This is a genomic window from Haematomicrobium sanguinis DSM 21259 (genome assembly GCF_000688395.1).
GTDB lineage: Bacteria > Actinomycetota > Actinomycetes > Actinomycetales > Micrococcaceae > Haematomicrobium > Haematomicrobium sanguinis.
This window is the reverse complement of sequence record NZ_JIAG01000001.1, coordinates 281604-305631: the sequence shown is the minus strand read 5'-3', so window position 1 is coordinate 305631 and position 24028 is coordinate 281604. Positions and strand designations below refer to the sequence as shown.

The 24028-nt window shown below is 63.0% G+C and carries 22 protein-coding genes; 16 read left to right on the top strand and 6 right to left on the bottom strand.

What is annotated here, in order from left to right; all coding sequences use genetic code 11:
* Window positions 1–34 precede the first annotated feature (34 nt).
* The gene (locus O148_RS0101440) at window positions 35–1780 is read right to left on the bottom strand and encodes a bifunctional 3'-5' exonuclease/DNA polymerase (RefSeq protein WP_026529501.1); all 1746 of its coding nucleotides are present in this window, start codon (window positions 1778–1780) and stop codon (window positions 35–37) included.
* 110 nt (window positions 1781–1890) lie between these two features.
* Here O148_RS0101440 and ssd point away from each other — a divergent pair, with 110 nt between their 5' ends.
* From ssd to O148_RS0101400, 8 genes are all read left to right on the top strand, one after another.
* On the top strand, window positions 1891–3123 hold the full coding sequence (gene ssd, locus O148_RS0101435) for a septum site-determining protein Ssd (RefSeq protein WP_026529500.1): 1233 nt from the start codon (window positions 1891–1893) through the stop codon (window positions 3121–3123).
* On the top strand, window positions 3120–4376 hold the full coding sequence (locus tag O148_RS14110; protein ID WP_075204234.1) for a TadA family conjugal transfer-associated ATPase: 1257 nt from the start codon (window positions 3120–3122) through the stop codon (window positions 4374–4376). Before ssd ends, O148_RS14110 begins: the two co-directional genes overlap by 4 nt.
* Window positions 4377–4470: 94 nt before the next feature.
* The gene (locus O148_RS17660) at window positions 4471–4641 is read left to right on the top strand and encodes a hypothetical protein (RefSeq protein WP_157374446.1); all 171 of its coding nucleotides are present in this window, start codon (window positions 4471–4473) and stop codon (window positions 4639–4641) included.
* Window positions 4642–4643: 2 nt separating this feature from the next.
* Window positions 4644–5294, top strand: coding sequence for a type II secretion system F family protein (locus O148_RS0101420; protein WP_026529499.1), 651 nt, complete (start codon window positions 4644–4646; stop codon window positions 5292–5294).
* On the top strand, window positions 5291–5884 hold the full coding sequence (locus O148_RS14105) for a type II secretion system F family protein (protein WP_051619681.1): 594 nt from the start codon (window positions 5291–5293) through the stop codon (window positions 5882–5884). The genes O148_RS0101420 and O148_RS14105 overlap by 4 nt, the downstream gene beginning before the upstream one ends.
* Before the next feature lie 188 nt (window positions 5885–6072).
* Window positions 6073–6447, top strand: coding sequence for a DUF4244 domain-containing protein (locus O148_RS17490; RefSeq protein WP_035744217.1), 375 nt, complete (start codon window positions 6073–6075; stop codon window positions 6445–6447).
* A gap of 23 nt (window positions 6448–6470) precedes the next feature.
* Entirely contained in the window at window positions 6471–6794 is a 324-nt protein-coding gene (locus O148_RS0101405; RefSeq protein ID WP_051619680.1) for a TadE family type IV pilus minor pilin, read from the top strand.
* Window positions 6791–7240: an Rv3654c family TadE-like protein gene (locus tag O148_RS0101400; RefSeq protein WP_084156926.1), complete on the top strand. Its 450-nt coding sequence runs from the start codon at window positions 6791–6793 to the stop codon at window positions 7238–7240. Before O148_RS0101405 ends, O148_RS0101400 begins: the two co-directional genes overlap by 4 nt.
* A gap of 97 nt (window positions 7241–7337) precedes the next feature.
* Here the strand turns inward: O148_RS0101400 and O148_RS14095 are convergent, their stop codons facing one another.
* A complete protein-coding gene (locus O148_RS14095) occupies window positions 7338–9743 on the bottom strand; it encodes a DEAD/DEAH box helicase (RefSeq protein ID WP_084156924.1) in 2406 nt (801 codons plus the stop codon).
* 67 nt (window positions 9744–9810) lie between these two features.
* Between O148_RS14095 and O148_RS0101390 the strand changes: the two genes are divergently transcribed.
* Window positions 9811–10485 (top strand): hypothetical protein, encoded by a 675-nt coding sequence (locus O148_RS0101390; RefSeq protein ID WP_157374445.1) that lies wholly within the window; start codon window positions 9811–9813, stop codon window positions 10483–10485.
* Here the strand turns inward: O148_RS0101390 and O148_RS14090 are convergent.
* The gene (locus O148_RS14090; protein ID WP_051619679.1) at window positions 10482–11144 is read right to left on the bottom strand and encodes a GNAT family N-acetyltransferase; all 663 of its coding nucleotides are present in this window, start codon (window positions 11142–11144) and stop codon (window positions 10482–10484) included. The two genes, O148_RS0101390 and O148_RS14090, sit on opposite strands and share 4 nt — an antisense overlap.
* Window positions 11145–11375: 231 nt before the next feature.
* Here O148_RS14090 and trhO point away from each other — a divergent pair, with 231 nt between their 5' ends.
* Both trhO and O148_RS0101375 read left to right on the top strand, forming a co-directional pair.
* Window positions 11376–12272 carry an oxygen-dependent tRNA uridine(34) hydroxylase TrhO gene (gene trhO, locus O148_RS0101380; protein WP_026529495.1) on the top strand — a complete coding sequence of 299 codons (897 nt, stop codon included), beginning with the start codon at window positions 11376–11378 and terminating at the stop codon, window positions 12270–12272.
* Between the two features lie 15 nt (window positions 12273–12287).
* The gene (locus O148_RS0101375) at window positions 12288–13913 is read left to right on the top strand and encodes a methyltransferase (RefSeq protein ID WP_026529494.1); all 1626 of its coding nucleotides are present in this window, start codon (window positions 12288–12290) and stop codon (window positions 13911–13913) included.
* Here the strand turns inward: O148_RS0101375 and O148_RS0101370 are convergent.
* Window positions 13878–15161 (bottom strand): MFS transporter, encoded by a 1284-nt coding sequence (locus O148_RS0101370; protein WP_084156922.1) that lies wholly within the window; start codon window positions 15159–15161, stop codon window positions 13878–13880. The two genes, O148_RS0101375 and O148_RS0101370, sit on opposite strands and share 36 nt — an antisense overlap.
* A 128-nt stretch (window positions 15162–15289) precedes the next feature.
* Here O148_RS0101370 and O148_RS16835 point away from each other — a divergent pair, with 128 nt between their 5' ends.
* From O148_RS16835 to proC, 5 genes are all read left to right on the top strand, one after another.
* Window positions 15290–15913, top strand: coding sequence for a winged helix-turn-helix domain-containing protein (locus O148_RS16835; protein WP_051619678.1), 624 nt, complete (start codon window positions 15290–15292; stop codon window positions 15911–15913).
* Window positions 15914–16060: 147 nt separating this feature from the next.
* The gene (gene topA, locus O148_RS0101360; protein WP_026529492.1) at window positions 16061–18781 is read left to right on the top strand and encodes a type I DNA topoisomerase; all 2721 of its coding nucleotides are present in this window, start codon (window positions 16061–16063) and stop codon (window positions 18779–18781) included.
* Between the two features lie 8 nt (window positions 18782–18789).
* Complete coding sequence (locus tag O148_RS0101355) at window positions 18790–19791, top strand: Ppx/GppA family phosphatase (protein ID WP_026529491.1); 1002 nt, start codon at window positions 18790–18792, stop codon at window positions 19789–19791.
* Between the two features lie 15 nt (window positions 19792–19806).
* On the top strand, window positions 19807–20592 hold the full coding sequence (locus tag O148_RS0101350; RefSeq protein ID WP_026529490.1) for a sugar phosphate isomerase/epimerase family protein: 786 nt from the start codon (window positions 19807–19809) through the stop codon (window positions 20590–20592).
* 265 nt (window positions 20593–20857) lie between these two features.
* Window positions 20858–21712 (top strand): pyrroline-5-carboxylate reductase, encoded by an 855-nt coding sequence (gene proC / locus O148_RS0101345; RefSeq protein WP_026529489.1) that lies wholly within the window; start codon window positions 20858–20860, stop codon window positions 21710–21712.
* 111 nt (window positions 21713–21823) lie between these two features.
* On the opposite strand, the gene O148_RS0101340 is transcribed toward proC, so the two are convergent.
* Window positions 21824–22510, bottom strand: coding sequence for a potassium channel family protein (locus O148_RS0101340; RefSeq protein WP_051619677.1), 687 nt, complete (start codon window positions 22508–22510; stop codon window positions 21824–21826).
* The gene (locus tag O148_RS0101335; protein WP_084156918.1) at window positions 22503–23948 is read right to left on the bottom strand and encodes a TrkH family potassium uptake protein; all 1446 of its coding nucleotides are present in this window, start codon (window positions 23946–23948) and stop codon (window positions 22503–22505) included. Before O148_RS0101335 ends, O148_RS0101340 begins: the two co-directional genes overlap by 8 nt.
* Window positions 23949–24028 lie beyond the last annotated feature (80 nt).

Below are 24028 nucleotides of genomic sequence, written 5' to 3'. Positions count from 1 at the left end.
ATGAGCGGCGGGCCGTGCGGCAAAACACCCCGGCTCATTTCGCGTCCGAATACCTCAGCACCCTCGCCACGCTGAGCGGAAAATCCACCGGTATGTCGCCAAACACGAGCCGGGTTGCCGCGGTAGCCGCATCCCGCACCGCGCCTTCAACCTCCTCCGCCAGCACCGAGGGAACGTGCAGCATCACCTCGTCGTGCAGGAAGAAGACGAGCTCGCACGCCGGCAGGTCGGGATGCTCCGCGCTTAAGGCGACCACGCGCCGTCGTATTTCAGCGAGCCAGCACAATGCCCACTCCGCCGCCGTCCCCTGCACCACAAAATTCCGGGTGAAACGCCCCCGAGAGCGCGCCAAAGACCGGGCGCGCCGTTCCTCGCCGGCCGTCTCCGAGCGCTGCCCCACAGCCCACGCCTCATCCAGTGGGGGAGTCGTACGGCCAAGATACGTGTGAACGGCCTCCCCACGCTCACCGGCCCGCGCCGCCGCTTCAACGAGAGCGATCGCCCGCGGATAATCGCGCGCCAACTGTGGTTTGAGCGCCCCGGAAGCGCCGCTAGACGCGCCGTACATGGCCCCCAGAATCGCGACCTTCGCCTTCGCGCGGTTCGACTCGAACGTCCTATCCGCGGTGCCCTGGTACAAATCTTGTTGCCAACCCGCGGCCGCCAACGCCGCATCGCGGGACAGCGCCGCCAGAATTCGAGGTTCCAGTTGGGCGGCGTCGGCCACGATCAGCACGCGCGAGGGTCCCGGCACCACGGCGCTACGCACCAGATGCGGAATCTGCAGCGCGCCCCCGCCACGCGAGGCCCACCGCCCGGTCACCACACCGCCGACCACATATTCGGGCCGAAATCGCCCGCCGCGCACCCACTCGTCCAGCCACGCCCAACCATTCGCGCTCATCAGCCGCGCGCGCTTCTTGTACTCCAGAAGCGGCTCGATCCCCGGGTGCTTGTGCCCGCGCAGCTCCCACGATCGCGTGCTCTTGACCTCAATCCCGGCGCGGTGCAGTGCGCGGATCAGGTCCACCGGCGAATCAAGGTTGAACGGTGCGACGCCCAGTTTCGCGGCGACCTCGGCGGCCAGTCGCGCCAAATCCCGGGGGAGCTCGCCGGGCGCCGGGCGCGGACCGAGCGCGTCCTCCAAGATGCGCCGGTGCTCGGCCACATCCCAGGGCACCCCGTGCACTTCCATCTCGGTGGCAACCAGCGCGCCCGCGGACTCGGCGCTCGCAAGCAAACGCAGTTTGGCCGGGTGAGCGCTGGTCTCGATGGCCTCGAGGTTCTGCGCTAGCCAGCGGGCGAGCTCGCGTGGCTCCGGTGTGACTGGGACGGGGCGCGCCGGGAGCGCGTCGAAGAGCGGTTCCATGAAGTCCGACGGCGATGCCTGGGTTGGCAGGGCTTGTTGCGGTGAAAATGGGTCGCCAGGGCGCCCGAGGTGGCTGACCACGTGGGTGCGGGGTTCGCGGGTGGTCGCGGGGAGTTCGGCCGGACGGTACTCCGGATGGGTGAAGGCGGAGTCGATGAGGATGCGCCGCACGAGGGTGATGTCGTGCGCGCGCATGACCCTGATCCCGCGTTCAAACCACCCCTTGTAGGTTTCGCGCGTGCTCAAGAATGCCCAGCGCGGATGCGAAGCTTCCTGCGCGGCGACCCATTCGGCAAGGCGGGAATCGGGAATGCGGTGGGTAACGCCGTCGTGCTTTGTCTGGGTGGCGCTGAGCTCAAGGACGTTCCACGTGCCGTCCGCCTCCGGCGCGGGCTGAACAACAAGGAACATCCGTGGTTACTCCTACACAGGGCATTGAATTCTTCCATTCTCCCGAAAGTTATCCACAATTGCGGCATTGGGGGTCGCGGGATGCTGGGGTTGGCGCGCAGGATTGGCGCATGAGTGGGGATGCGGCGAGGTCATGGGGTTCCGGGGACGCGGGGTTCGGTGCGGCACGTGAAAACGAGTTTTCGGCGGGGCCGGAGGCGGGAGTCGGCGCGCGGACGGTGACGCTGGTGAGTGCTCATGTCGGGGTGCAGGAGCAGGTGGCCAGGGTGGTGGTTGCGGCTGGATTGCAATTGCATACGGTGGCTGAGCTTCAGGACGTGAGTGCGGAAGTTGGCGGAGGTTCCGGGGGCCCGGTGGTGTTGGTCGGTGCCGATGTGGGGGTGGCGGAGGGGGCCGCGACAGGTCGGTCGGCGTCGGGGTGGTCCGGGGCAGATTGGCCGGGGGCGGGTTGGTCCGGGGCGCGGCGCCAATGGCGGGACGGTGTGGTGGTGATCGCGGTGGGAGTCGCCGAGCACATGTCGGAGCTCTGGCCAGTGGGCGAGGCGCTTCAGGCGGACCATGTGGTGCTCATGCCGGATGGTGCGCGCTGGTTGCTGGAGCTGTTGACCGGCGCGCAGACGCAACGTGAGGGGCGCGGCGTGGGGGTGATGGGGGCGAGCGGCGGGGTCGGGGCTAGCGTGCTGGCGTGTGCGCTGGGTTTGGAGCTTGCGGCTCGCGGCTCCGATGCGGTGGTGATCGATGGCGACCCCATTGGCGGGAGCATCGAGGCGATTTTGGGAACCGAGGATCGGCGTGGGGCGGGCTGGGCCGATCTGCAACAGGTCGAGGGTGAACTCGCGCCCGGGGCGCTTCGCGAGGCGCTGCCGCGGGTGGGCGGAATGGGATATCTCGGGTGGGGAGCTTTGCCCGAGAGCGCGTCGGGGGATCGGATTAGCGCGTCGCGCGGGTCCATGCCGGCGGTGATGGACGCCGCGCGGCAGAGTGCGGAGATCTGCGTGATCGATATTGGGCGGTGGGCGGTGGCGGAGTGGTCGCTCTTGCCGTGGTGTGACGAGGTGTTGCTGGCGGTGCGACCCGATGTGGCAGGACTCGTGGCCGCGCGCAATACGATCGCTTATTTGTCGCCGCTGCCGGTGCGACTAGTGCTGACCGGACGCATGCCGGACGGTTTTTCGGAACGCGACCTGGAGCACGAGTTTGGGTGTGAGGTGGCGGGGTTGTTTGTGCGTTCGCGTCGCGTGGGGCGGGCCGCAGGGTCTGGACGGTTGGTCGCGGAGATGCGTTCGCGGCTTCTCCGGCGAGGGTTGGGACGCATTGTCGAGGGGTTAGGGGTGGAGCGGTGAGCGGGCGCGGGGTTTCTGGTGGGCGGTCGACGGACAGGGAGCGCGGGGTTGCGGTGGCGCGGGCGGGCACTGGTGGGCGGGTGCGGCCGCGTTCGCTGAGTTTGAGCGCGGACGAAGTGCAACGCCTGCGCCGCGAGGTTTTAGAGAGTGGGTTGCGTGCTGGTGGCCTGGATGCCGATGAACTCTCGCGGGTAGTGGGGCAGCATAGTTCGCTACGCGGGACGACCGGCGCGATGCACGTTGCAGACCAAGTGCACGCGGAACTGCATGGACTCGGGCCGTTGCAAGCGCTCCTTGCGGATCCGGGCGTCACGGACATTTTAGTGAATGCCCCCGGGCAGGTGTGGACAGATGGGGCACGTGGTCTGCAACGGGTGGGTGTGCACTTGGGCTCGGAAGAGAACGTGCGCTCGCTCGCATCACGGCTGATCGCCGCCGGAGGACGGCGCTTGGATGACGGAAGCCCGTGCGTGGACGTGACATTGAGCAAGTACCGTGTGCACGCAGTGATCCCACCGGTTTCCGGGTCAGCCACGCTGTTGTCCATCAGGGTGAACCGGCCCGCCGGAATGCGCTTTGCGGAGCTGGAAGCGCTGGGGATGTTTTCACCCCGGTCATCCCGGATGCTGCAGGCCATGGTGGCGGCCAAACTGAATTTCTTAATCAGTGGAGCCACCGGCACTGGAAAGACCACCTTGTTAGGTGCGCTTCTTGAGTTATGTGAGGAACGCGAGCGGATTGTCGTAGTGGAGGACGCCACTGAATTGCGTCCTCGCCACCCGCACTGTGTGAGCTTGCAAACACGGCGGGCCAACGTGGAAGGAAGTGGAGAGATACGGCTCGATGATTTAGTGCGCCAGGCTTTGCGCATGCGACCGGATCGACTGGTTGTCGGGGAGGTGCGCGGTGCCGAAATCTTGGATCTGCTTACCGCAATGAACACGGGTCATCAGGGTGCAGGAGCCAGCGTGCACGCCAATAGTGCCGAAGCTGTTCCGGCGCGGTTGGCCGCTTTGGGGGCTCTGGCTCGGCTCAGCCATGAAGCGTTGACGTTGCAGGTTGCTAGTGCCATTGATGTGCTCGTGCATATCGAGCGGGGTTCGGGGACTAGGCGTGTCGGGACGATCGCGGCCATTGGTTTGGTTGACGGTGCCTTGCGGGTGGAGACCGCGCTGCGCTGGGACGGAACTCGTGAAGAGGTCGGGCCGGCATGGGGCATTCTGGCGCGGCGGTGCGGAATAGCAGGGGAGTAGCACGTGGTGGCGCTCGCACTCTTTGTGGTGTTAGTTTTGGCGCTCTGGCTCCTGGTCGGCGAAACCGGGAGCCGGGTGCGGCGGATTCTCGGAGATGGTGGCGGCGCCCGTGGTGTTAGTGGTGTTAGTGGCGCTCGCGGTGTTAGTGGCGCTCGTGGCGTTAGTGGTGTTACTGGCGCTCGTGGCGCTCGCGGTGTTAGTGGCGCTCGTGGCGCTCGCGGCGAGGTGGACCCTGAGCGCAGAATGCAGGCGAGCTCTCGACTGAGAATGTCGCGCAAAACCGCGGGTAGCGAAAGGACTGTCTCGGGGCGTAAGCGCACCGTGCTGGATGCCGACAGCGTGCCGCTGGTTGTCCATGAACTGGCCACTCTCCTGGAAGCGGGGCGGAGCCCGCAACAGTTGTGGAGCGATGCTGCGATGGTGTGCCGATCTCGATCTCGCGAAGACGATGGGAAGCTGTGGCACGAGTTCGCCGAGATCTTTGAGGCGTGCGCGCGGTTTGCAACGTTGGGATACTCGGCGAGTCTTGCCCTGTTCCGCGAGTCCAAGCGGGAAACCCTGCCCGTTGTTGCCAGGCAAGGGCTGGAGAAACTCGCGATATGTGTGGCCGTGTCTGAGGAATCGGGCGCGCCGCTCAGTTGTATTCTTCGGCGCTTTGCCGAGCAATCCGAGGATGAAATTGACGCCAATCATGGGCGTGAAGCGGTTCTTGCTGGACCTCGCGCGACCGCGAAGCTGTTAGCCTGGCTACCCGTGTGTGGCCTGCTGCTCGGTGCGGTAGCGGGTGCGGATGTGGCCAGCATATTTCTTGGGTCGCCATGGGGGCTCGCATTATTGGTGGCGGGCGCGGTGCTCATGATCTGTGGAAAAGTGTGGAGCGCGCGCTTGGTGAGTCAAGCTGAGGTGCCGCCGCTGTGACCGGATTGATGATTTTTGCCTGCCTGGCGGCGGTCTGTTGGCTCATGTGCCGAGAGGATACGGGTCGGCTGGCGCGGGTGATGAGCGGCGGAACTGCGGCCGAGTCGCGGCATCTGGGCGCTCCAGGCGAGGTGTTCGCCGGCGATTCTCCCTCGGGCGCGTTGCCGGTGCCCTTGACATTGGATCTCATGGCCGCAATGTTGGCGAACGGCACCAGTTTAGATCGATCGCTTGAGTGCCTTGCGCGTGTGGCGCCCGAGCAACAGGCTGAGGACCTGAAACGCGTGTCTGCCGCGCTGCGTCTGGGCGTCGACTGGGAGTCGGCCTGGGTCCTCGAACCGTCCCGGGAACAGCGCTTGCGCGCATTGAAGCAAGCCTTGTCGCTGACCGCGCTGACGGGAGCCGGAGCGGCTGTGGCGCTGCGTGCCCAAGCCGGACAGTTGCGGCGACGAAGTCAGCGCGACGCGCAGAAGCGTGCAAGCCAGCTCGGTGTGAAGCTAGTGGTGCCGCTAGGCGTGTGTGTGCTTCCGGCGTTCCTTGTCCTCGGGGTGGTCCCGGTCATCATTTCTGTCATCCCGCAACTGTGGTGAGTGCGCTTTCGCGGACATGAGGATGCTCCTACACAGGCCACTTTTTTTCGAAAGTTATCCAGAATCGGGAAACAGGTGGGTGACGGCGGTGGCAACCAGGACCATTCTCGAGATACGGAGGCTATCGTTTCCGGCGCCGTTGCCGTCCAGGCGGCGGCGTAAGCACAACATGAACATGGGGAAAGACCGTGAAAAAATCACTGAAATTGCTTCTCGCGAGCGCGGATCAGGAACACGAGGACGCTCACGACATGACCGTAGAGGGCCCCGACCCTCGCAGCAATGTGGTGTACCTGCCGCAGGCGTACCAGGCGCATTGGGCCGAAGAGGACCTCGCCGAACGCGATCGGGTGACAAGCAGAGGACGGTTCGCAGAGTTTGCTTGCAACGCTCGGCAACGGTTCCGCGTGGCGACTCTGGGACAGGCCGGAATGGCGACCGCAGAGTACGCGATTGCAACCCTCGCCGCCGTAGGTTTCGCCGCCCTTCTAATAGCCATTTTGAAGAGCAACGAGGTCCGCGGATTCTTGATGGCGATCATTCAGAACGCCCTCTCATTCTAGCGGTCCGCATGGAACGTGGCAGTGTGACCGCGGAATTTGCCATGGTGCTCACGGGCATTACCACCATTGTGGTTCTGCTCGTCGGGTTTCTGAGCGTCGGCATCTCCCAAGTGCGGGTGAGCGAGGCAGCCGCGGCGGCCGCACGCAGCCTGGCGCGAGGCGATGATCAAGGGCAAGTAGCTTCCACGGTGTCCAGGATTGCCGGTGACGGCGTGACCACCGAACTCTCTCGAGAAGGCGAGTACGTTTCGGTTCGCGTCACCGGCACCCCAACGGGGTTAGTGGCGAACGTGTTGAATTTGAACTTCAGCGCGGACGCCACGGCTCTGTCGGAGGCTCAAAAATGAGGGGATACCTGCGCCGACGCGCAGTGGGCGGACCGGTCCCAGAGACTGAGGCTTCCAGAAGCGTCGGCGCAGGGCGCTCCCCAGCCCGGTGCAGGGACGACGAGTGCGGTGCAAGTACCGTGACGGGGATCGCTCTGGTCGCCGTGATCATGCTGTTCTTTGTCACGGCCGCCATCCTCATCAGCGCCGCACTTGCCGCCTCGCGAGCGAGCACGGCCGCCGATCTGGCTGCGCTTGCGGCCGCAGACGCGTACCGCGGACTCACCCCAGGCGATCCGTGCGAGAAAGCGGCACGCCTGGTCGCGAGCAATAACGCAGAATTGCGCAGTTGCACTCTAGAAAGCAACCAGACCGTGCGGGTGGAAACTGCGGTCAAAACACCCGCCATCCTCTCCTGGGTGATTCCCGAGGCAAAAGGGAGAGCACGTGCGGGTCCTCCGCCCTAGGCGATCACCAGCCTCGACACCGGCCGCCCTAGAATCCCCCCCGCGCCCGAGATGCAGACGCTACCAACCTGGAAAGGAGGCCAGCTCGCCTTAAGTTCTACGTCTCGGAAGGAGCAACGTGCGCGGTGGCGGTGGATTCGCTGCCAGAACCAACCGGAACACCGTCATCGCCGCGCTCCCGGGCGTCTTTCAGCCGATCCAGCACCAACCCGAGAAGCTTGATCGAGCCTTCCTTATCGAGAGGGTTGTTACGGTTGCCGCACTTGGGCGACTGGATACAGGACGGGCAACCCTCGGCGCATTCGCAATCCATAATCGCTTCGCGGGTGGCGCCCAGCCATTCTTCGAAAACGTCGTAGGCGCGTTCGGCAAATCCGGAACCGCCGGATTGGCCGTCATAGACAAAGATCGTGGGCAACCCGGTGTCCGGGTGAATTGCGGTGGAAACACCGCCAATGTCCCACCGGTCGCTCGTGGCCACCAGTGGCAATAACCCGATACTCGCGTGTTCGGCCGCATGCAAGGACCCGGGCAGAATCACCGGATCCACACCGGCGGCCTTGAGCGATTCCTTCGTCAGCGTGAACCACACTGCCTTGGTAAATAGGTCGCGCGCCTCGAGATCCAGCGGTTCCTCGCTTAACACCTCGTTGGAAAGCACGGACTTGCGCTGGTAGGAAATGACCTGGGTCTGCACTTTCACATCGCCAAAGAAGATGCCCAGATCGGGGAACTGCCGCTGACGGAGCACCTCCAACACTTCAACCTCGGTGATGTCTCGAGCCTGGGTGAAATAGTCGGGCGCGGCGCGGTGCAATAAGACCATGCGATCCTCTTCGCGCAATTCGTCAACGATGAACGTTTCGCCCTGGTGGGTATACACGGCGCCGTCGTGGGCCTGGAAATGGGTCAAGCTGCCATCCATCGTGCCCAAGAGTGTGCCGTTCTCCCCATCCACCAGGCTCACCGGCCCCGGACCCTCGTTGCGAATCGACACCATTCCGGCCGCGCTTTGCGGATGCGTCCAGTACCACGCCGCCGGACGCTTCCGCAGCAATCCGCGCTCCACCAAAGTTGGCAAAAGTTCCATATTGGTTTCGCCAAAATATTCGGCGTCTGCCATGGTCAGCGGTGATTCGGCAGCCGCCGCACACAAATGCGGACCGGCAACATAGGGGTTGTGCGGATCAAACACCGTGGCTTCCAACGGCGAATCAAAAATTACTTCTGGGTGATTGACCAAATAGGTATCGAGCGGGTCGTCGCTAGCGATCAGCACCGCCAGCGCCGACTGTCCGGCACGCCCGGCACGGCCGATTTCCTGGAAGAACGAGGCGCGCGTCCCCGGCCAGCCCGCAATCAGCACCGCATCGAGGCCCGCAATATCGATCCCGAGCTCCAACGCCGGGGTACTCGCCACACCCAGGAGCCGCCCATCCCGCAATCGCGCTTCGACGTCGCGGCGCTCCTCGGCCAAATAGCCGGACCGGTACGCCGCCACGCGCGGCTCCAAGGACGCATCGACCTCTTCCAGTTCCCGCTTGGCATACAGCGATATGGCCTCAGCGCCGCGGCGGGAGCGGATAAAGGAGATGGTGCGCACATGCGAGGACACCAGGTTCGCCATCAAATCCCCGGTCTCCACAATGGAACTACGCCGTTGCGGTGCCCCGTTCTCGCCCACAAAATCGGTCAATTCCGGCTCCCACAACACCACCTCGGTCGCGCCGTGCGGTGAGGCATCCTCGGTCACAGCGACGGCCGGAACCCCCAAGAGCTTGGAAAACGTCGCATCGGGCGTCGCGGAGGTCGCCGATGCTCCGATAAATACCGGTGACGTCCCGTACAGGGCACAGACTCTCCGCAACCGCCGCAGCACCATCGAGACATGCGAACCAAAAACCCCGCGATAAGAGTGCGCTTCATCCACCACAACGTACTTCAGCCGCCGCAGGAATCGGGACCACTGCGCATGATTGGGCAAAATGCCGAAATGCAGCATGTCAGGATTCGTCAGCAAGAAGTTTGCGTTATCCCTGATCCAGCGCCTCTCGGCAACCTCGGTGTCCCCGTCATAGGTCGCCACCCGCAAGCCACGCACACCCAGGGACTCAATCGAATTCTGTTGATCCGCGGCCAGCGCTTTCGTCGGAGACAGATACAGCACAACACTGTCCAGCGGTTGCAAGGACGCCTCGGTCTCGAGTTCGCCGCGATAAATGGCATCCACGGTCGGCATGAGATACGCCAAGGACTTACCTGACGCGGTACCGGTGCCAATGACCGTGTTCTGACCACCGTGCGCTAACTCCGCCGCCGCAACCTGGTGAGCCCACGGTTGATCAATGCCGCGGTCCTGGAACAGAGACACCAGGTCCGGGTGCAACCAGTCCGGCCAGGCGACATGACGCGCGGCACGTGAAGGCAGTTCGCGGATATGACGAATCTGTTCCGGCTGAGCGCTCGAACCCAGCAAGGGCACAAGTGAGGTTGATGAGCGCATATGAACATTGTCCCATTTTGTGCCCGAGGGTTCGGGGCAACCAGCGGAACTCGCTAAGATTTTCACTATGAACGCAATACGGCCCGGCACACCCACGTCCGGTGACCGCAAACCCTTCGCCATCAACCGCGTCGCTCTGATCGTTCTTGCCGCGCTGGCGGCCCTTTTTGCCGGAATGTTGGTGCTGGTCTTCAACAGCAATCCGACGTTCGCTTGGCTCTTGCTACCGCTCTTCGCCGCCTTCGCGGCATTCATTGTCTATATGCGCCGGCTCGCATCCCCGGGGCGCTCCTGGGTGACGGCCTCCGCAATGCCGTGGCAGCAGCGCGAAGGCTGGGGCATTTTCGTGGCGGTGGTGCTCTACTACATTGTCCCGTTCCTGGTCCAAGGCTTTGTGGGCCGAGCCTTCCAGGACCAGCTCCCGAGCGCATGGCTCACCTGGTGGCTTTACGTGATCGGACTGTGCGGTTACCTGATCTTCAGCTACCGGCTCGTGGAAGAATACTGCAATTACCGTGCCGCGCGCGTTGCACCCACCACAAAAAAAGACCCGCCGCCCATCACCGGAACCATCCCGCTATCCAGCAATTCCGCCACCCCAACCCTGGACATTCCGCACCGCGCCGCCACCACCTCCAACGGTGAAGGGCCGCGTCAGGACAGCCAACGCAAAAAACGCGAAACGCACAGCAAGGGCGCACCCAAAAGCCCCTACGGCGACCCGGGAAACTGGGAAATTTAAGCCTTCCGCGGCTTAAGCGTTGCCACCGCCGCGACACTTTCCCAGCCCAAGAACTGGTACAGCATCCGACCGTCGGCACTGGCAATGATGATGCCCGCATCCGCGTCATGCTCCAGGGCAATGGCCGAGAGCGCCCGCATCACATAGGACCCCAGTCCGCGCCGCCGATATTCCGGCGAGGTTTCCACCCGGTCATACACGGCAGTGCCGTCCACCAGCGCCAACGATCCGTGCGCAATGTCGTTATCTTCGTGTAGCACCCGCAAGATCGCCCTGGAGTCCGAGCGCTCAACCTCTCTGGAGAACTCCTCCCACGGCATCGGCGGCTCTTCAACATCCTGGAACGCCATGTTCGCAACCATGAGCGATTCCTCGGTCCGCACCACATCCAAACCGAACTGCTCTGCCAACGGGTACACGTTCGCTAGCTCATTCGTGACAATCGTAATGCGCCCGGCAGGATCGCCGCCGAGTTTCTGCACAGCATGCCGGACATGCTCCTCGGTGGGATCAAGCAGGAAATACTCCTGCCCATTTCCGCGATCCTCGCCCAGGTGCACCACCGGCAGATCGCCGTCCTGACTCGTCGCATAATTGCGGGCCGCCGCCCACCCGTTCACCCAGGTGTTCACCAATTCTTGAGTCAGAGAAGTAGCCATACCTCGACGATAGTTTGCTTTCGGGATTAGCGGTAACTTCTGGCGGGATTTCAGCCCGAAGGATGAGCAATTGTGACATACGACGGCGTGTCCCCGACTTTCACGCGCCCCTCACCCACCCGCTCCCCCCTTTTTTAGTTGACGCAGATTACCGAAGTTGTACGGGATCCCGTACAACTTCGGTAATCTGCGTCAACTTGGGGGGAGGGGAGGGGCCGGTAAAATGGGACAGTGGCCCAAAATAAGATCATTCTCTACTACGCCTTCGCGCCCCTAAGCGACCCTGAAGCGATTCGCCTCTGGCAACGCACCCTGTGCGAGTCGCTCGGACTTCGCGGTCGCATCCTCATCTCCGAGCACGGGATCAACGGGACGGTCGGCGGTGGGATCGACGCGGTCAAAAAATACGTGAAGGCCACCCGCGAGTACGCGCCCTTGAAAAAGATGGACGTCAAGTGGTCGGACGGTTCCGCCGAAGATTTCCCGCGCCTGAGTGTCAAAGTGCGGGAGGAGATCGTCAGTTTCGGTGCGCCCGGCGAACTGCGCGTTGACGAAAACGGCGTCAAAGGCGGCGGGATCCACTTGCGCCCAGAAGAAGTGCACGAACTCATCGACGCGAAACGGGCCGAGGGCCAGGAGGTCGTCTTCTTCGACGGGCGCAACGCGTTTGAGGCGCAAATCGGGAAGTTCAAGGGCGCGATCGTGCCGGACGTTGAAACCACCCATGACTTCATCGCCGAACTCGAATCGGGCAAGTACGACGAGCTCAAAGACAAACCGATCATCACCTATTGCACCGGCGGCATCCGGTGCGAGGTGCTCTCCTCCCTCATGGTGAACCGCGGGTTCAGCGAGGTCTACCAAATGAAGGGCGGGATCGTCCGCTACGGGGAGACCTACGGCGATTCCGGCCTATGGGAAGGCTCGCTGTACGTCTTTGATAAGCGCATGCACACCGAGTTCACCGAGGACGCCACCATCATCGGGCGTTGCGAGCGGTGCTCCAAACCCACCAGCAACTTTGAAAACTGTGCCAACCTCTCCTGCCGCAAACTGACGCTCTACTGCGAGGACTGTGTCGCTTCCGGCGCCGAGCTGTCATGCCCCGCAGGGTGCACGGCAGCTTAAACAACCGCCGTCGACATGCCGAAAGCATCCGGAGCATCCGCCAGCCCCGATACATCCTCGCTCCTCGACGAGGCGGTACTCACCGATTTCGCTAACCGGCTCCGTACCGCCGACTACACGGTGGATGCGATCAGCGATCTTCTCGGCGCAGAAGCGCTTTCCTCGATTCCGCTGTGCACCGTGGTGGCCAAAGACGTGCTGTCCCGCGATACGGCAACCACTACGGACCGTGCCCTCGCCATTTTGACCCTGCTTTTTGTGTGCGCTACATCCGTCACGGTCAAAAACGTGGAAGAAGTTCTGCCCGCAGCCAGCGTGGAGGGCCTTCTGCGCATTGGTGTGCTTGCGGCAGAGGGTGAGAGCACCGCTAGCGCGGTTCGCACGAATTTTGACGTGCGCCCTTATAGCTTCACGGACGAGCGTTCAACGAGCGAGGGCGTCAATCTCGTCGTCCTCTCAGATCTCGGCACCGACCAAACCGGCCAGCCGCTTCCCCGCGACTACGTCCTCGGCATCGGCCAAGCGTCGCTGACCCTGGCCGGACTCATCCCGCGCACTCCCGTGGAACGCGCACTCGACCTCGGCTGCGGTTGCGGAATCCAAACCTTTCACCTGCTGCGCCATGCCGATCACGTCACGGCGACCGACATCTCCCAGCGCGCCCTGGACATCACCCGAGCCAATCTGCTGCTCAACGCGCAAGCCCTCGATATCGATCCCGATAACCTGGAGCAGAGAGTGACGCTTGTGCAGGGCAGTCTCCTCGAACCGGTAGCAGAGCAACGCTTTGACCTCATCGCCACCAATCCGCCCTTTGTCATCACCCCGCGCTCACTCTCGGAACGTGCGGAAGACCAGTACACCTACCGCGACGGCGGCCAGCCCGGAGACCGGCTCGTCGCCGAACTCGTCTCCGGGGTGAGCGAGCATCTGGCCACCGGCGCAAGCGCATTCATGCTGGCGAACTGGGAAATGACCGATCTCCATGACCCGTTCGCCGGTCCGCGCACCTGGGCGCACCCCGACGCCAGTGCATGGTTTGTGCAACGCGAGGTCGAATCTCCCGCCGAGTACGCCCTGACCTGGTTGCGGGACGCCGGCGAAGACATGGACTCTGCCCGCTACGAGCAGCAGCTCAAGCGTTACCTGGATGATTTCGACTCACGGAACGTCGCCGGGATTGGGTTTGGCTATGTGCTTGTACATCGGCAGATTGCAGTCCCCGCGTGGCACCGTTTCGAAGCTGTCAGCCAGGCACTCAGCGCACCGATGGGGAATTGGTGGGCACGCGCCGTCGTGCTTCAGGATGCGCTGCAAGCGCTTGGCGATGCCGCCTTTGGCGAGCTGAAACTTGCGGTCCGCGAGGATGTGACCGAGGAGCGGCATCACACCCCGGGCGCCGAGCATCCGCAGATCATTATGCTGCGCCAAGGCTCGGGGTGGCGGCGCACCCGCCAATTGGACACCGCGAGCGCCGGTTTCGTGTCGGCCTGTGATGGCACGCTCAGTGTCCGCGCGATTATTGGGGCATTGGAAGCGCTACTGGAACCCGAGGACGAGAATTTTGCGCAGGCGTTGCTCGATGAGGCGAGGCAGCTCGTGCTCTTAGGCTTCTTGGACGCTGCTACTCTCGGCCGCTGACACCGGGGCGGCGTCGTTGCGCCGTTCGGTGCGCAGGAAGAAGGCGAGCGCCACGAGCCCGAAGGCGATACCGACAATTCCGGCGTACAGGTAGGCGCTGCGCGGGTCAAGGATGGTACCGAGAATGCCGCCGAGACTGACCGAGACAACCCCGACGGTGCGCATGATCGCGGTGCTGAGCGAGGCGACCTGGCCGCGGCGGTTCTCCGGCGAACGGGCGATGAGCAGCGCCGCGTAGGTGGAGTTGAGCGCGCCGAGACCCACCCCGAAAGCGAAGAACACCACGTAGAGGAACCACATGTTCGGCGCGAAACTTGCCACCACCGCGCCCAACGGAATCCATATGAGCGCAGCCAAGTAGACGTTGCGGCGCACCACGTTGTCCTTGATTTTGCCGGCCGGGATCGCACCGGCGACCATGCCCAAGGCGCCGCACGCGGCGAGAACGCCGTACTCGAATTCGCTAGCGCCCAGGGTTTCGGTGGCCAAGAACAGCTCGATAACGTCCAGCCCCTGGGCGAAGAGCAAAAGCACGCTCACCCCGATGATGAGTTGCAAAATGATCGGATCTGCCTTCGCGGCGCGGAAACCATCCAAAATTTTGGAGGGCTGCGCGTCGGGGGCCTCTTTGCGAAGATGCCGACGGGTCTGAATGCGGGAGGCGCCAAAAGTGAGTGCGAGGTATCCCAACGTCGCCAGCGCGAAAACCACCGGTGCCGAGGAGATCTGCAGGATCCAGGCGCCCAAAACCGTGCCGACCAATTGTGAAATTGTGAGTGAGGCCTGAAGCGCGCCAATCGCCTCGGGGTTGCGGTCCTCCCCGACAATGCGCGGCAACAAAGCCTGCCACACCGGGTTCAGCAACGCATTGCCGATATTCAGGGTGATAGTAAACACAATGAAGTAGGGCACCGGAAACGGTGCCAGCCATGCGCCTACGGTCATCCCCAGCGCGGACGCGGCGCAAATCAGACCGCCCACCACCATGATGCGGCGTGAATCATGAGTATCGGCGATGCGCCCGGCCCACGGGGCAAGAATCATGATCGGCACGGTGGAAGACAACAGGTACAGCGCGACCGTGAGCGTGCCTTGGCCATTGGCTTGCAGGCTCAGCATGACCGTCACAATGAGAGCGGCAACTCCCATTTGCGAAAGGAATCTGGAGGCGACCACGATCCGGAAGTCCGGCACACGCCAAACGGAAGGGGCGTCAGTGGATTTAACGCCACTTCTCTTCAATACCATGCACTTGAACGTATGGTTAGCGCCGGGCGATGTCAACACGGTTGGGCATAACTATTTTGTTGATATTCTCGATACGGATCAGAGGGGGGACTTTGATTACAGAAAATCCACGGGAGCCTGCCTCGGGTATGCCCACTCCCGTTGCCGGTGAGGACGGCGCTTTGGTGCACCTCAGCGACAACGCCGCAGCCGAAGCATTTCGGCACCCGGCGCGCAGCATTGCCATCACCGAACTGTACCGAACCCAAAACACCTACACGGCCAGCCAACTTGCCGAAATCACCGGAATCTCGCCTAGCTCGACGAGCTACCACCTTCGACTCCTGGAGAGACGCGGACTGGTGCGTCCTGGCGAAAACAACGGGGATAGCCGCGAGCGGCACTGGCGTGCACGCGGCACCGAAATCATGGTGAGCCTAACCGGCAAGTCCCACCTCGCCGAACTCGCCGAACGCGGATTCAATATATACGGATCAAACTTGCGGATGGGCGCCATCAATGAGGACATCTTCGATAGCGCCTCCTATCTCCTCTTTAATAGGCTCTATCTCACCCCGGACCAAGTGTCCGAAGTGCAGCTGAAAATCCGGGACATCTTTTTACAGGCGCAAAAGTGGGAGCAGGACGCCGAGGACGGCCAAGAGACCTCCCCGCAGTCGGTGCTCGCAACCGTGGTAATGCTCGGGATGCCAGTGCCGGAAAGCCAGCGGCTCATTGATGGGGAGCCGCCGGGCTTCGAGGGGCCGACCTAGCGCGGGTGCCCTGGGACCCGCGCCTTGACCGCGCCCGCTCCGCACTGGTCAGATAGGCTTGAGATTTGCGTGCACAGTTATGATTGAGCACTGACAACCACAAACCGCCTCACACCACGGGCGGTGTGTCCATCGCGTAGGAGTACCGTGCCAGCCAAGGCCACCACCAAACCGTCCAAAAAACTTGTGATCGTGGAGTCCCCCGCCAAGGGCAAGACCATCGCAAGCTACTTGGGCGAAGGCTATGAAGTCACCGCCTCGATGGGGCACATCCGTGACTTGCCCCAGCCCTCCGACCTGCCAGCCGAGCTGAAAAAGACCTCGGTGGGCAAATTCGCGGTGGACATCGACAATGACTTTGAGCCCTACTACGTGGTCTCCAATGACAAGAAAAAGACCGTCACCGAACTCAAGGCCGCGCTCAAAGATGCCGACGAACTCTTCCTCGCCACCGACGGTGACAGGGAAGGCGAGGCGATAGCCTGGCACCTGCTCCAAGTCCTCAAGCCCAAGGTGCCCGTGCACCGGCTGGTGTTTCCAGAAATCACCAAGGAAGCCATTCACCGCTCGCTGAAGGAAATGCGAGACGTCGACGATGCCCTTGTCGACGCCCAGGAAACCCGGCGCATCCTGGATCGGCTCTACGGTTACGAGATATCTCCGGTGCTGTGGCGCAAGGTGGCGCGCGGTTTGTCCGCCGGTCGTGTGCAGTCTGTGGCGACCCGCCTGGTGGTGGACCGGGAGCGCGAGCGGATGGCCTTCCGATCGGCGAACTACTGGGACATTCTGGGCACCTTTACCGCCGAGGGGCAGTCCTTCGCGGCGCGTTTGAGTGCGGTTGATGGTTCCCGCGTTGCCACCGGCAAGGACTTTGACGATAAGGGTCAGCTCAAGGCTCGCGGTGCCGCCGCTCTGGATGAGGCGGCGGCCACCAGCCTCGCCGAGGGGCTGACCGGCGTGCCGTTCACCGTCACGAGCGTTGAGAATAAGCCGTACACTCGCCGTCCGGCCGCGCCGTTCACCACGTCCACCCTGCAACAGGAAGCCGGGCGTAAGCTCCGCTTTTCCGCCCGCGAGACCATGCAGGTCGCCCAACGACTCTATGAAAACGGCTACATCACCTATATGCGCACCGACTCGACGGCGCTGAGCGACCAGGCCACCAACGCCGCCCGCCGCCAAGCCGCCGAACTCTACGGCCAGCAATACGTGCCCTCTTCCCCGCGCATCTACAAGGGCAAGACCAAGAACGCGCAGGAGGCGCACGAGGCCATCCGACCCGCCGGCGATTCCTTCCGCACCCCGCGTCAAGTGCAGAGCCTCCTCTCGGCGCGTGAGTTCAAGCTGTACGAGTTGATCTGGAAGCGCACGGTCGCCTCCCAAATGGAGGACGCGAAGGGCTCCACCTCCTCGGTCAAGATCACCGGCACGGCCAGCGATGCCCGCGTCGCCGAGTTCAGCGCGAGCGGCACCGTCATCACCTTCCGCGGCTTCATGGCCGCCTATGAGGAAGGCAAGGATGAAAGCCGGAATGACGACGGCGATGCCTCCACCACCGGCGAAGCTCACCTTCCCGAATTGGCGGAGAAGCAAAAGGTCGCGGCCGAGCAACTCTCCCCGACGGGCCACGACACGTCCCCGCCACCCCGCTACACCGAAGCCAGCCTGGTCAAGACGCTGGAAGAGCGCGGGATCGGCCGCCCATCAACCTACGCCGCGACGATTTCCACGATCATGGACCGCGGTTACGTGAATCAACGCGGCTCGGCGTTGGTGCCCAGCTGGATTGCGTTCTCCGTGGTGCGGCTCTTGGAGGAGCACTTTTCCAATTACGTGGACTACGACTTCACGGCCGAAATGGAAGAAGACCTGGACTCCATTGCGCGCGGAGAAACCATGCGCAATGATTGGCTCTCCCAGTTCTACTTTGGTTCCGGAGATGAGCGCGGACTGCAGGGTGTGGTGAACGGGCTCGGCGAAATCGACGCCCGCGCTATTAACTCCATCGAGATTGCCGATGGCATTACCCTGCGCGTCGGCAAATTCGGCCCCTACCTGGAATCCGCCGAGACGGTAGATGCGGACGGGGTCGTGACCGATCCGCAACGCGCCAACATTCCCGCGGACCTTGCCCCGGATGAGTTGACCGCCGAGAAGGCGCGTGAACTGATGGAACAGGCATCCTTTGGGGACCGTGTACTTGGCCAAGACCCGGAAACCGGCCGCGACATTGTGGTCCGGGATGGGCAGTACGGTCCCTATGTTTCCGAGGTCATCCCCGAGCCGAGTGCCGAGGAGTTGGCAAACCAGCCGGTGGAGTACTACAAAAACGGCAAACCCAAGCCGCCAAAGAAACCGGCCAAGGTGCGCCCCAGGACGGCCAGCCTGTTCAAGAGCATGGGCATGGACACCGTGACGTTGGAGGACGCGCTCGCGCTGATGTCCCTACCTCGCGTGGTGGGACAAGACGCCGAGGGTGTCGATATTACGGTGCAGAACGGCCGGTTCGGGCCGTATCTCAAGAAGGGTGCGGATTCTCGCTCCATTGCCAGCGAGGAGCAGATCTTCACGATCACGCTCCCCGAGGCTCTGGAGATCTATGCACAGCCCAAGCAGCGCGGGCGCTCCGCCGCATCGGCACCGCTAGCCGAGTTCGGCGAGGACCCGACCAATGGCAAGAAGGTCGTCGTCAAGGACGGGCGCTTCGGCCCCTATGTGACGGATGGGGAAACTAACGTCACGGTGCCGCGGGCCATGGCCGTGGAAGAGCTGACCAAGGAACGCGCCTTCGAAATGTTGGCCGAGAAGCGCGCCAAGGGTCCAGCAAAGAAGCCCGCTCGCGGCCGGCGTACCGCCAAGAAGAAATAGGGGACCCGGTGCGTTTAGGCGTGTTGGACATTGGCTCCAACACCGGGCATCTGCAACTCGTCGACGCCTACCCGGGCGCCAGGCCCATCCCGTTTGCCTCGCACAAGGAGCCGCTCCAACTGGTCACCATGTTGGATGCGGCCGGCAATATTACCGAGTCGGGGCAGCGCTCGCTGATGGATTTTGTCACCGGAGCACGGCAATTCGCCTCCGAGCATCAAGCAGATGACCTGCTCGCCTTTTGCACCTCGGCTATCCGCGAAGCAGGCAACGGCGAAGACGTCATTGATCGAATCCGGAAGACGACCGGCGTGGTCTTGACCGAACTCTCCGGTCCGCAAGAAGCCGCCGCAACGTTTCAGGCGGTGCGCCGCTGGTTTGGCTGGGGCGCCGGAAACATTCTCAATCTCGATATTGGCGGCGGCTCGCTCGAAATGGCCATGGGTGAAGATGAACTACCCACGCACGCAGCCTCCGTTCCGCTCGGAGCCGCACGCCTCACCCGCGACTGGTTGCCTGAGGACCCGCCGAGCGCCAAGAGCGTCAAGGAGCTTGGCAAATACATTCGTGAAACGCTCGCGCCGCACATAAAGCCCTTCACGAAGCTGGGCACTGCCCACATGGTGGTGGGAACCTCGAAGACCTTCCGCTCGCTGGCCCGGATGACCGGCGCCGCGCCAAGCGGTGAGGGGCCGTTGGTGCGCCGAGAGTTGCGCCTGCATGACTTGCGGATCTGGACCAAGCGGTTGACGGCGATGAGCGTGGCAGACCGCGTCAACCTGGACGGGGTCTCCGCCTTGCGCGCACGGCAAGTGCTCGCGGGCGCCATGGTTGCCGAGGCGGCCATGGAAAAGTTCAACGTCGCCAGCTTGGAAATATGTCCTTGGGCGCTACGCGAAGGGCTTATCCTGCGCAGGTTCGATACGCTTATGTTTGAATCCGAAGAGAAAATGCCTACGGTGGGAGTGGGGCACGTGGAACTCGCGCCGCCGCCATTCACCCAGACCTGACACGAGGAAGAGCATATGCCGCACGTGCCCATCGCACTGTCCTCGGCCTCGGTCTATCCGCTCAACGTTCACGATGCGTTTGCCGTCGCTCACGATCTTGGCTATGACGGCGTCGAAGTCATGGTGACAAACAACCAGGACTCACAAAACACCCAGGTCCTCAAGTCGCTCTCGCAAAAATATGCGCAACCGATTCTGGCAGTCCATGCTCCGACACTGCTCTTGACCCAGCAGGTGTGGGGCAAAGCGTGGAACAAGATCCACCGCTCGGCGCAAATGGCTCACGATGTTGGCGCCGAAGTTGTGGTGGCGCACCCGCCGTTTCGGTGGCAGACCGGATACGCGGAATCCTTCGCTGAGGGTATCCGAGACATTGAGAACGAATACGGGGTGCGGATCGCGGTCGAGAACATGTACCCATGGCGGGTGCGCGGCTCAGATATGAAAGCATATTTGCCGCACTGGGATCCCGTGGAACTGGACTATCAAAACGTGACCTGGGACTTTTCACATGCCTCCATTGCCGACCAGGATTCCCTCACGGCAATTAAGGCGCTGGGCTCCCGGCTCGCACACCTGCACTTGACCGACGGCAACGCCAACAACAAGGACGCCCACTTGGTGCCCGGGGATGGCCAACAGCCGGTGCGCGAAACACTGCAGTACCTCAAAGACAGCGAGTGGGACGGGGTCGTGGCGGTGGAAGTGAGCACCCGAAAGTTCAAGGAGCCGGGGGAGCGGGAAGAGCTTCTGCGCCGCTCACTGGAGTTTGCAAGGGAATCGTTCCCCGCGTCGGTGTAGCAATCGCTCGGTGAGCGGATGTGGCGGGGTGCTTTGCGCAAAGGGGTCGCGGACATGAGAAAGGCGCCGGTGCTATTGGTGAGGGATTGGGGGTTCCCTAGACCAGCACCGGCGCCAGGATCAGATCAGGAAATCTGATTCATCATCACTCGCACCTTTATGAGGTAGTTAAAACATTAGGGTCCCTGGTTGGGATAACACCGAAGATTGACTGTGTGTAATCTGTGAATATTTTTTGGTCCGGTTTGAGAAGGAGAAAACCACTGTGAACAGCTCATCCACCACCGATCTCAAGGTTGCTTTTTTGGGCACGGGTTCCATGAACGGCGCGATCTTGCGCGGCCTTCTCGCCTCGGGCTTCGACCCCGATCGCGTGATTGCGACCTGCCGGAGCGAAGAAAGCGCTAACGCCTTGCGCAATCAGGTACCGGTGACCGTCGTCGCCTCGGAGACCGATGGCCAAGCCAACGCCAAGGCAGTGAAGAGGGCCGGCGTCGTCGTACTCGGGGTGAAACCCAAGGGCATCCAAGCGCTTGCCGCGGAAATAAGCCAAGCGCTGGAGAAGGGCGCGATTGTGGTGTCGGTGGCCGCCGCGGTCACGACCGGCATGATTGAGGCGCAACTGCGCGCCGGGCAGCCGGTGGTGCGGGCGATGCCGAACACGCCGAGCCAGGTCGGGATGGGGGTCACCTCGATCAGTGCGGGGCGCGGGACGGGGCCAGCGGACATGAAGCGCGTGGCCGACCTGCTCAAGTCCACCGGCTTTGTGACCCAGGTGCCCGAGGATCAGGTCAATGCCGTTGCGGCCGTGAGCGGTTCGGGGCCGGCGTACGCGTTTTATCTCGCGGAGATCATGGCGGCGGCGGGGCAGCAGCTCGGGCTAGACGCGGATCTAGCCCGCGTTCTGGCCGCGAAGACGGTGGCCGGCGCAGGGAGGATGCTGGACGCGCCCGAGGTTGACCCGGGTGTGCTGCGCAAGGCTGTGACAAGCCCTAATGGCACCACGGAGGCGGCGATTCGCGTGTTCGATGACGCGGATATGCGCGGGATCATGGCGCGTGCGGCACAGGCGGCGAGCGAGCGTGCCGAAGAGATCACGCGGGAGCTCGGCGGGGCGTAGGCGTGGCACCTGCGGGTCTGTATAACGGGAGGTTTAGACCCATAACTGTTATGGGTCTCTGACCGGGGAGATCTAGGTGCGGCTATCGGGTGCGTGCCGGTGCGCGGGCCCTCACGGCCTGGCCGCGAACCGCTCCAAAAGTTCCACGTGACCGGACACGATGAGCGTGTCGCGGCTGGACACGCGAGTGTCGGGGCGCGCGTAGGTGAAATCCTCGCCGGGCGACTTCACGCCGACCACGGTGACCCCGTACTTGCTGCGGATTTGCGCCTCGCCGAGCGTGAAGCCGACGGTCTCCTTGGGCGGGTACATTTTGACGATCGCGAAGTCGTCATCGAACTCGATGTAGTCCAGCATGCGCCCACCGACCAAGTGCGCGGCGCGGCGGCCGGCATCGGCTTCCGGGTAGATGATGTGGTTCGCGCCGATGCGCGCCAGAATTTTGCCGTGCGCGGCGGTGATGGCCTTGACCCAAATGTGCTCGATACCCAGGTCGACCAGGTTCACCGTGATCAACACGCTGGACTCGATGGAGGTGCCGACGCCGACCACCGCGGAGGTGAATTCCTCGGCGCCCAATTGGCGTAGCGCGTCAATGTTAGTCGCGTCCGCCTCGACCACGTGCGTGAGCTGGCCGGCAAACTTTTGAACCAGGGCGGGGTCGCGCTCGATCGCGAGGACTTCGCGGCCCAGTTCCACCAATTGGGCGGCGGTCGCGGCGCCGAAACGGCCCAGCCCGATCACGAGTACCGGTGCCAAGTGGTCTGGCCTGGATGCGCCTGATTGTCTCTCAGCCAATGATCGGCCTCTCTTCCGGGTAGTGATACAGCTGGCTGCGTTGCCGCAGTGCAAGGGCCGCCGCGAGCGTCACGGTGCCCACGCGCCCGGTAAACATCAGTGCTGACAGAATATACTTTCCGACCGGATCGAGCTCAGCCGACAGCCCGGTGCTCAGCCCGCAGGTCGCAAACGCGGAAATGACCTCAAAGAGCGCGCGGTCCAAATTGGTGTCGCTCGTGATGAGGATCGCGCCGGTGCCGATGAGCACCACGGTCGCGCCCATGGCAATCACGGAGACGGCCACGCGCAGCGTGCCGAGGCTCACCGTGCGTCCATAGGCTTTCATGTCCGCGTCACCGCGCGCTTCGGCCACGATGGCAAGAAATACGACGGCGATGGTGGTCACCTTAATGCCGCCCGCGGTCGAGGCGGAGCCGCCGCCGGCAAACATGAGGGCGTCGGTGAGCAGGCGCGACGATGAGTTCAGGTCAATCATTTCGACCAGGTTGAATCCGCCCGAGCGCATCATGACCGAAGCGAACACCGAGTGGAGGGTCTTGTCCCCGAACGTCATGTCGCCAATGGTTTTCGGGTTGTTCCACTCCAGGAGCGCCCAGCCGATGGTGCCGGCGACGAGCAGAATGAGCGAGACCAGGATGGTGAGCTTGGTGTGCAGGTTCCAGCGTTTGACGCGCAATCGGGAGGCGATGAGCACCATCATGACCGGGAAACCGAGGCTGCCCAGGAACACACCGAGCATGAGCGGGACCAGGATCCACGGGTCTTCCTCATAGGGGATGAGCCCGTCGGAGTGGGGGGTGAATCCGGCGTTGTTAAACGCGGAGATGCCGTAGAAGATGGCATGCCAGAGCGCTTGGCCGACGGACTCGCCCAGGATCAGGAAGCGCGGAAACAGCATAAGAGCAATGGAGAACTCGGCGATGACCGAGGTGGTGATCACGATTCGCAGTAGTGTGCCCACTTCGCCGAGCTTTCCGGCGGTGTTGGTGGCCTCGGCGGCGATGAGTTTGCCGCGCACGCCCAGTCGCTTGCTCACAATGAGCGCGAGAACTGATGCCAGCGTGAGGGTTCCAAGACCACCGATGAAGACGCCGATCAGGATGACCAACTGGCCAAAGAAGGACCAGTACGTTGCGGTGGAAACGACAGTCAGTCCGGTCACGCAGACCGCGGACGCGGCGGTGAAAAGGGCGTCCGGGAGCGGGGTGACTTCGCCGCTTGCCGAAGAGATGGGCAACATCAGCAGAGCCGTGAAGAAGAACACGACCATGGCAAAGACGATGAGCGCTAGGCGGGCCGGGGAGGAGTTGGCGACCGAGTTAATGAAGTCGCGGACCAGTGCGAAAATTGATCGGCGCGGTCCTTGGTGGTGCGCACGTGCGGCTCGTGGAAAACTCAACCCGGTGCTCACCGTCCCTTGTCGCAGCTTGAACATGTACCTTGCTTATTCAACCACTCACCCGGGCGCGAAGCGGGCTCAAATGTGGGTCAAGCCACAAGTTCGCGTAGCCTGTG

Bases quoted from the DNA above. Each gene is read 5' to 3' on its own strand.
- O148_RS0101335 (WP_084156918.1), bottom strand. From the start codon at position 23,948: ATGTTCAAGCTGCGACAAGGGACGGTGAGCACCGGGTTGAGTTTTCCA.
- O148_RS16835 (WP_051619678.1), top strand. From the start codon at position 15,290: ATGCCCACTCCCGTTGCCGGTGAGGACGGCGCTTTGGTGCACCTCAGC.
- O148_RS0101420 (WP_026529499.1), top strand. From the start codon at position 4,644: ATGTCGCGCAAAACCGCGGGTAGCGAAAGGACTGTCTCGGGGCGTAAG.
- O148_RS0101350 (WP_026529490.1), top strand. From the start codon at position 19,807: ATGCCGCACGTGCCCATCGCACTGTCCTCGGCCTCGGTCTATCCGCTC.
- ssd (WP_026529500.1), top strand. From the start codon at position 1,891: ATGAGTGGGGATGCGGCGAGGTCATGGGGTTCCGGGGACGCGGGGTTC.
- O148_RS0101375 (WP_026529494.1), top strand. From the start codon at position 12,288: ATGCCGAAAGCATCCGGAGCATCCGCCAGCCCCGATACATCCTCGCTC.
- O148_RS17660 (WP_157374446.1), top strand. From the start codon at position 4,471: ATGGTGGCGGCGCCCGTGGTGTTAGTGGTGTTAGTGGCGCTCGCGGTG.
- O148_RS0101400 (WP_084156926.1), top strand. From the start codon at position 6,791: ATGAGGGGATACCTGCGCCGACGCGCAGTGGGCGGACCGGTCCCAGAG.
- O148_RS0101390 (WP_157374445.1), top strand. From the start codon at position 9,811: ATGAACGCAATACGGCCCGGCACACCCACGTCCGGTGACCGCAAACCC.
- O148_RS14095 (WP_084156924.1), bottom strand. From the start codon at position 9,743: ATGCGCTCATCAACCTCACTTGTGCCCTTGCTGGGTTCGAGCGCTCAG.
- O148_RS0101370 (WP_084156922.1), bottom strand. From the start codon at position 15,161: ATGGTATTGAAGAGAAGTGGCGTTAAATCCACTGACGCCCCTTCCGTT.
- O148_RS0101440 (WP_026529501.1), bottom strand. From the start codon at position 1,780: ATGTTCCTTGTTGTTCAGCCCGCGCCGGAGGCGGACGGCACGTGGAAC.
- O148_RS14090 (WP_051619679.1), bottom strand. From the start codon at position 11,144: ATGGCTACTTCTCTGACTCAAGAATTGGTGAACACCTGGGTGAACGGG.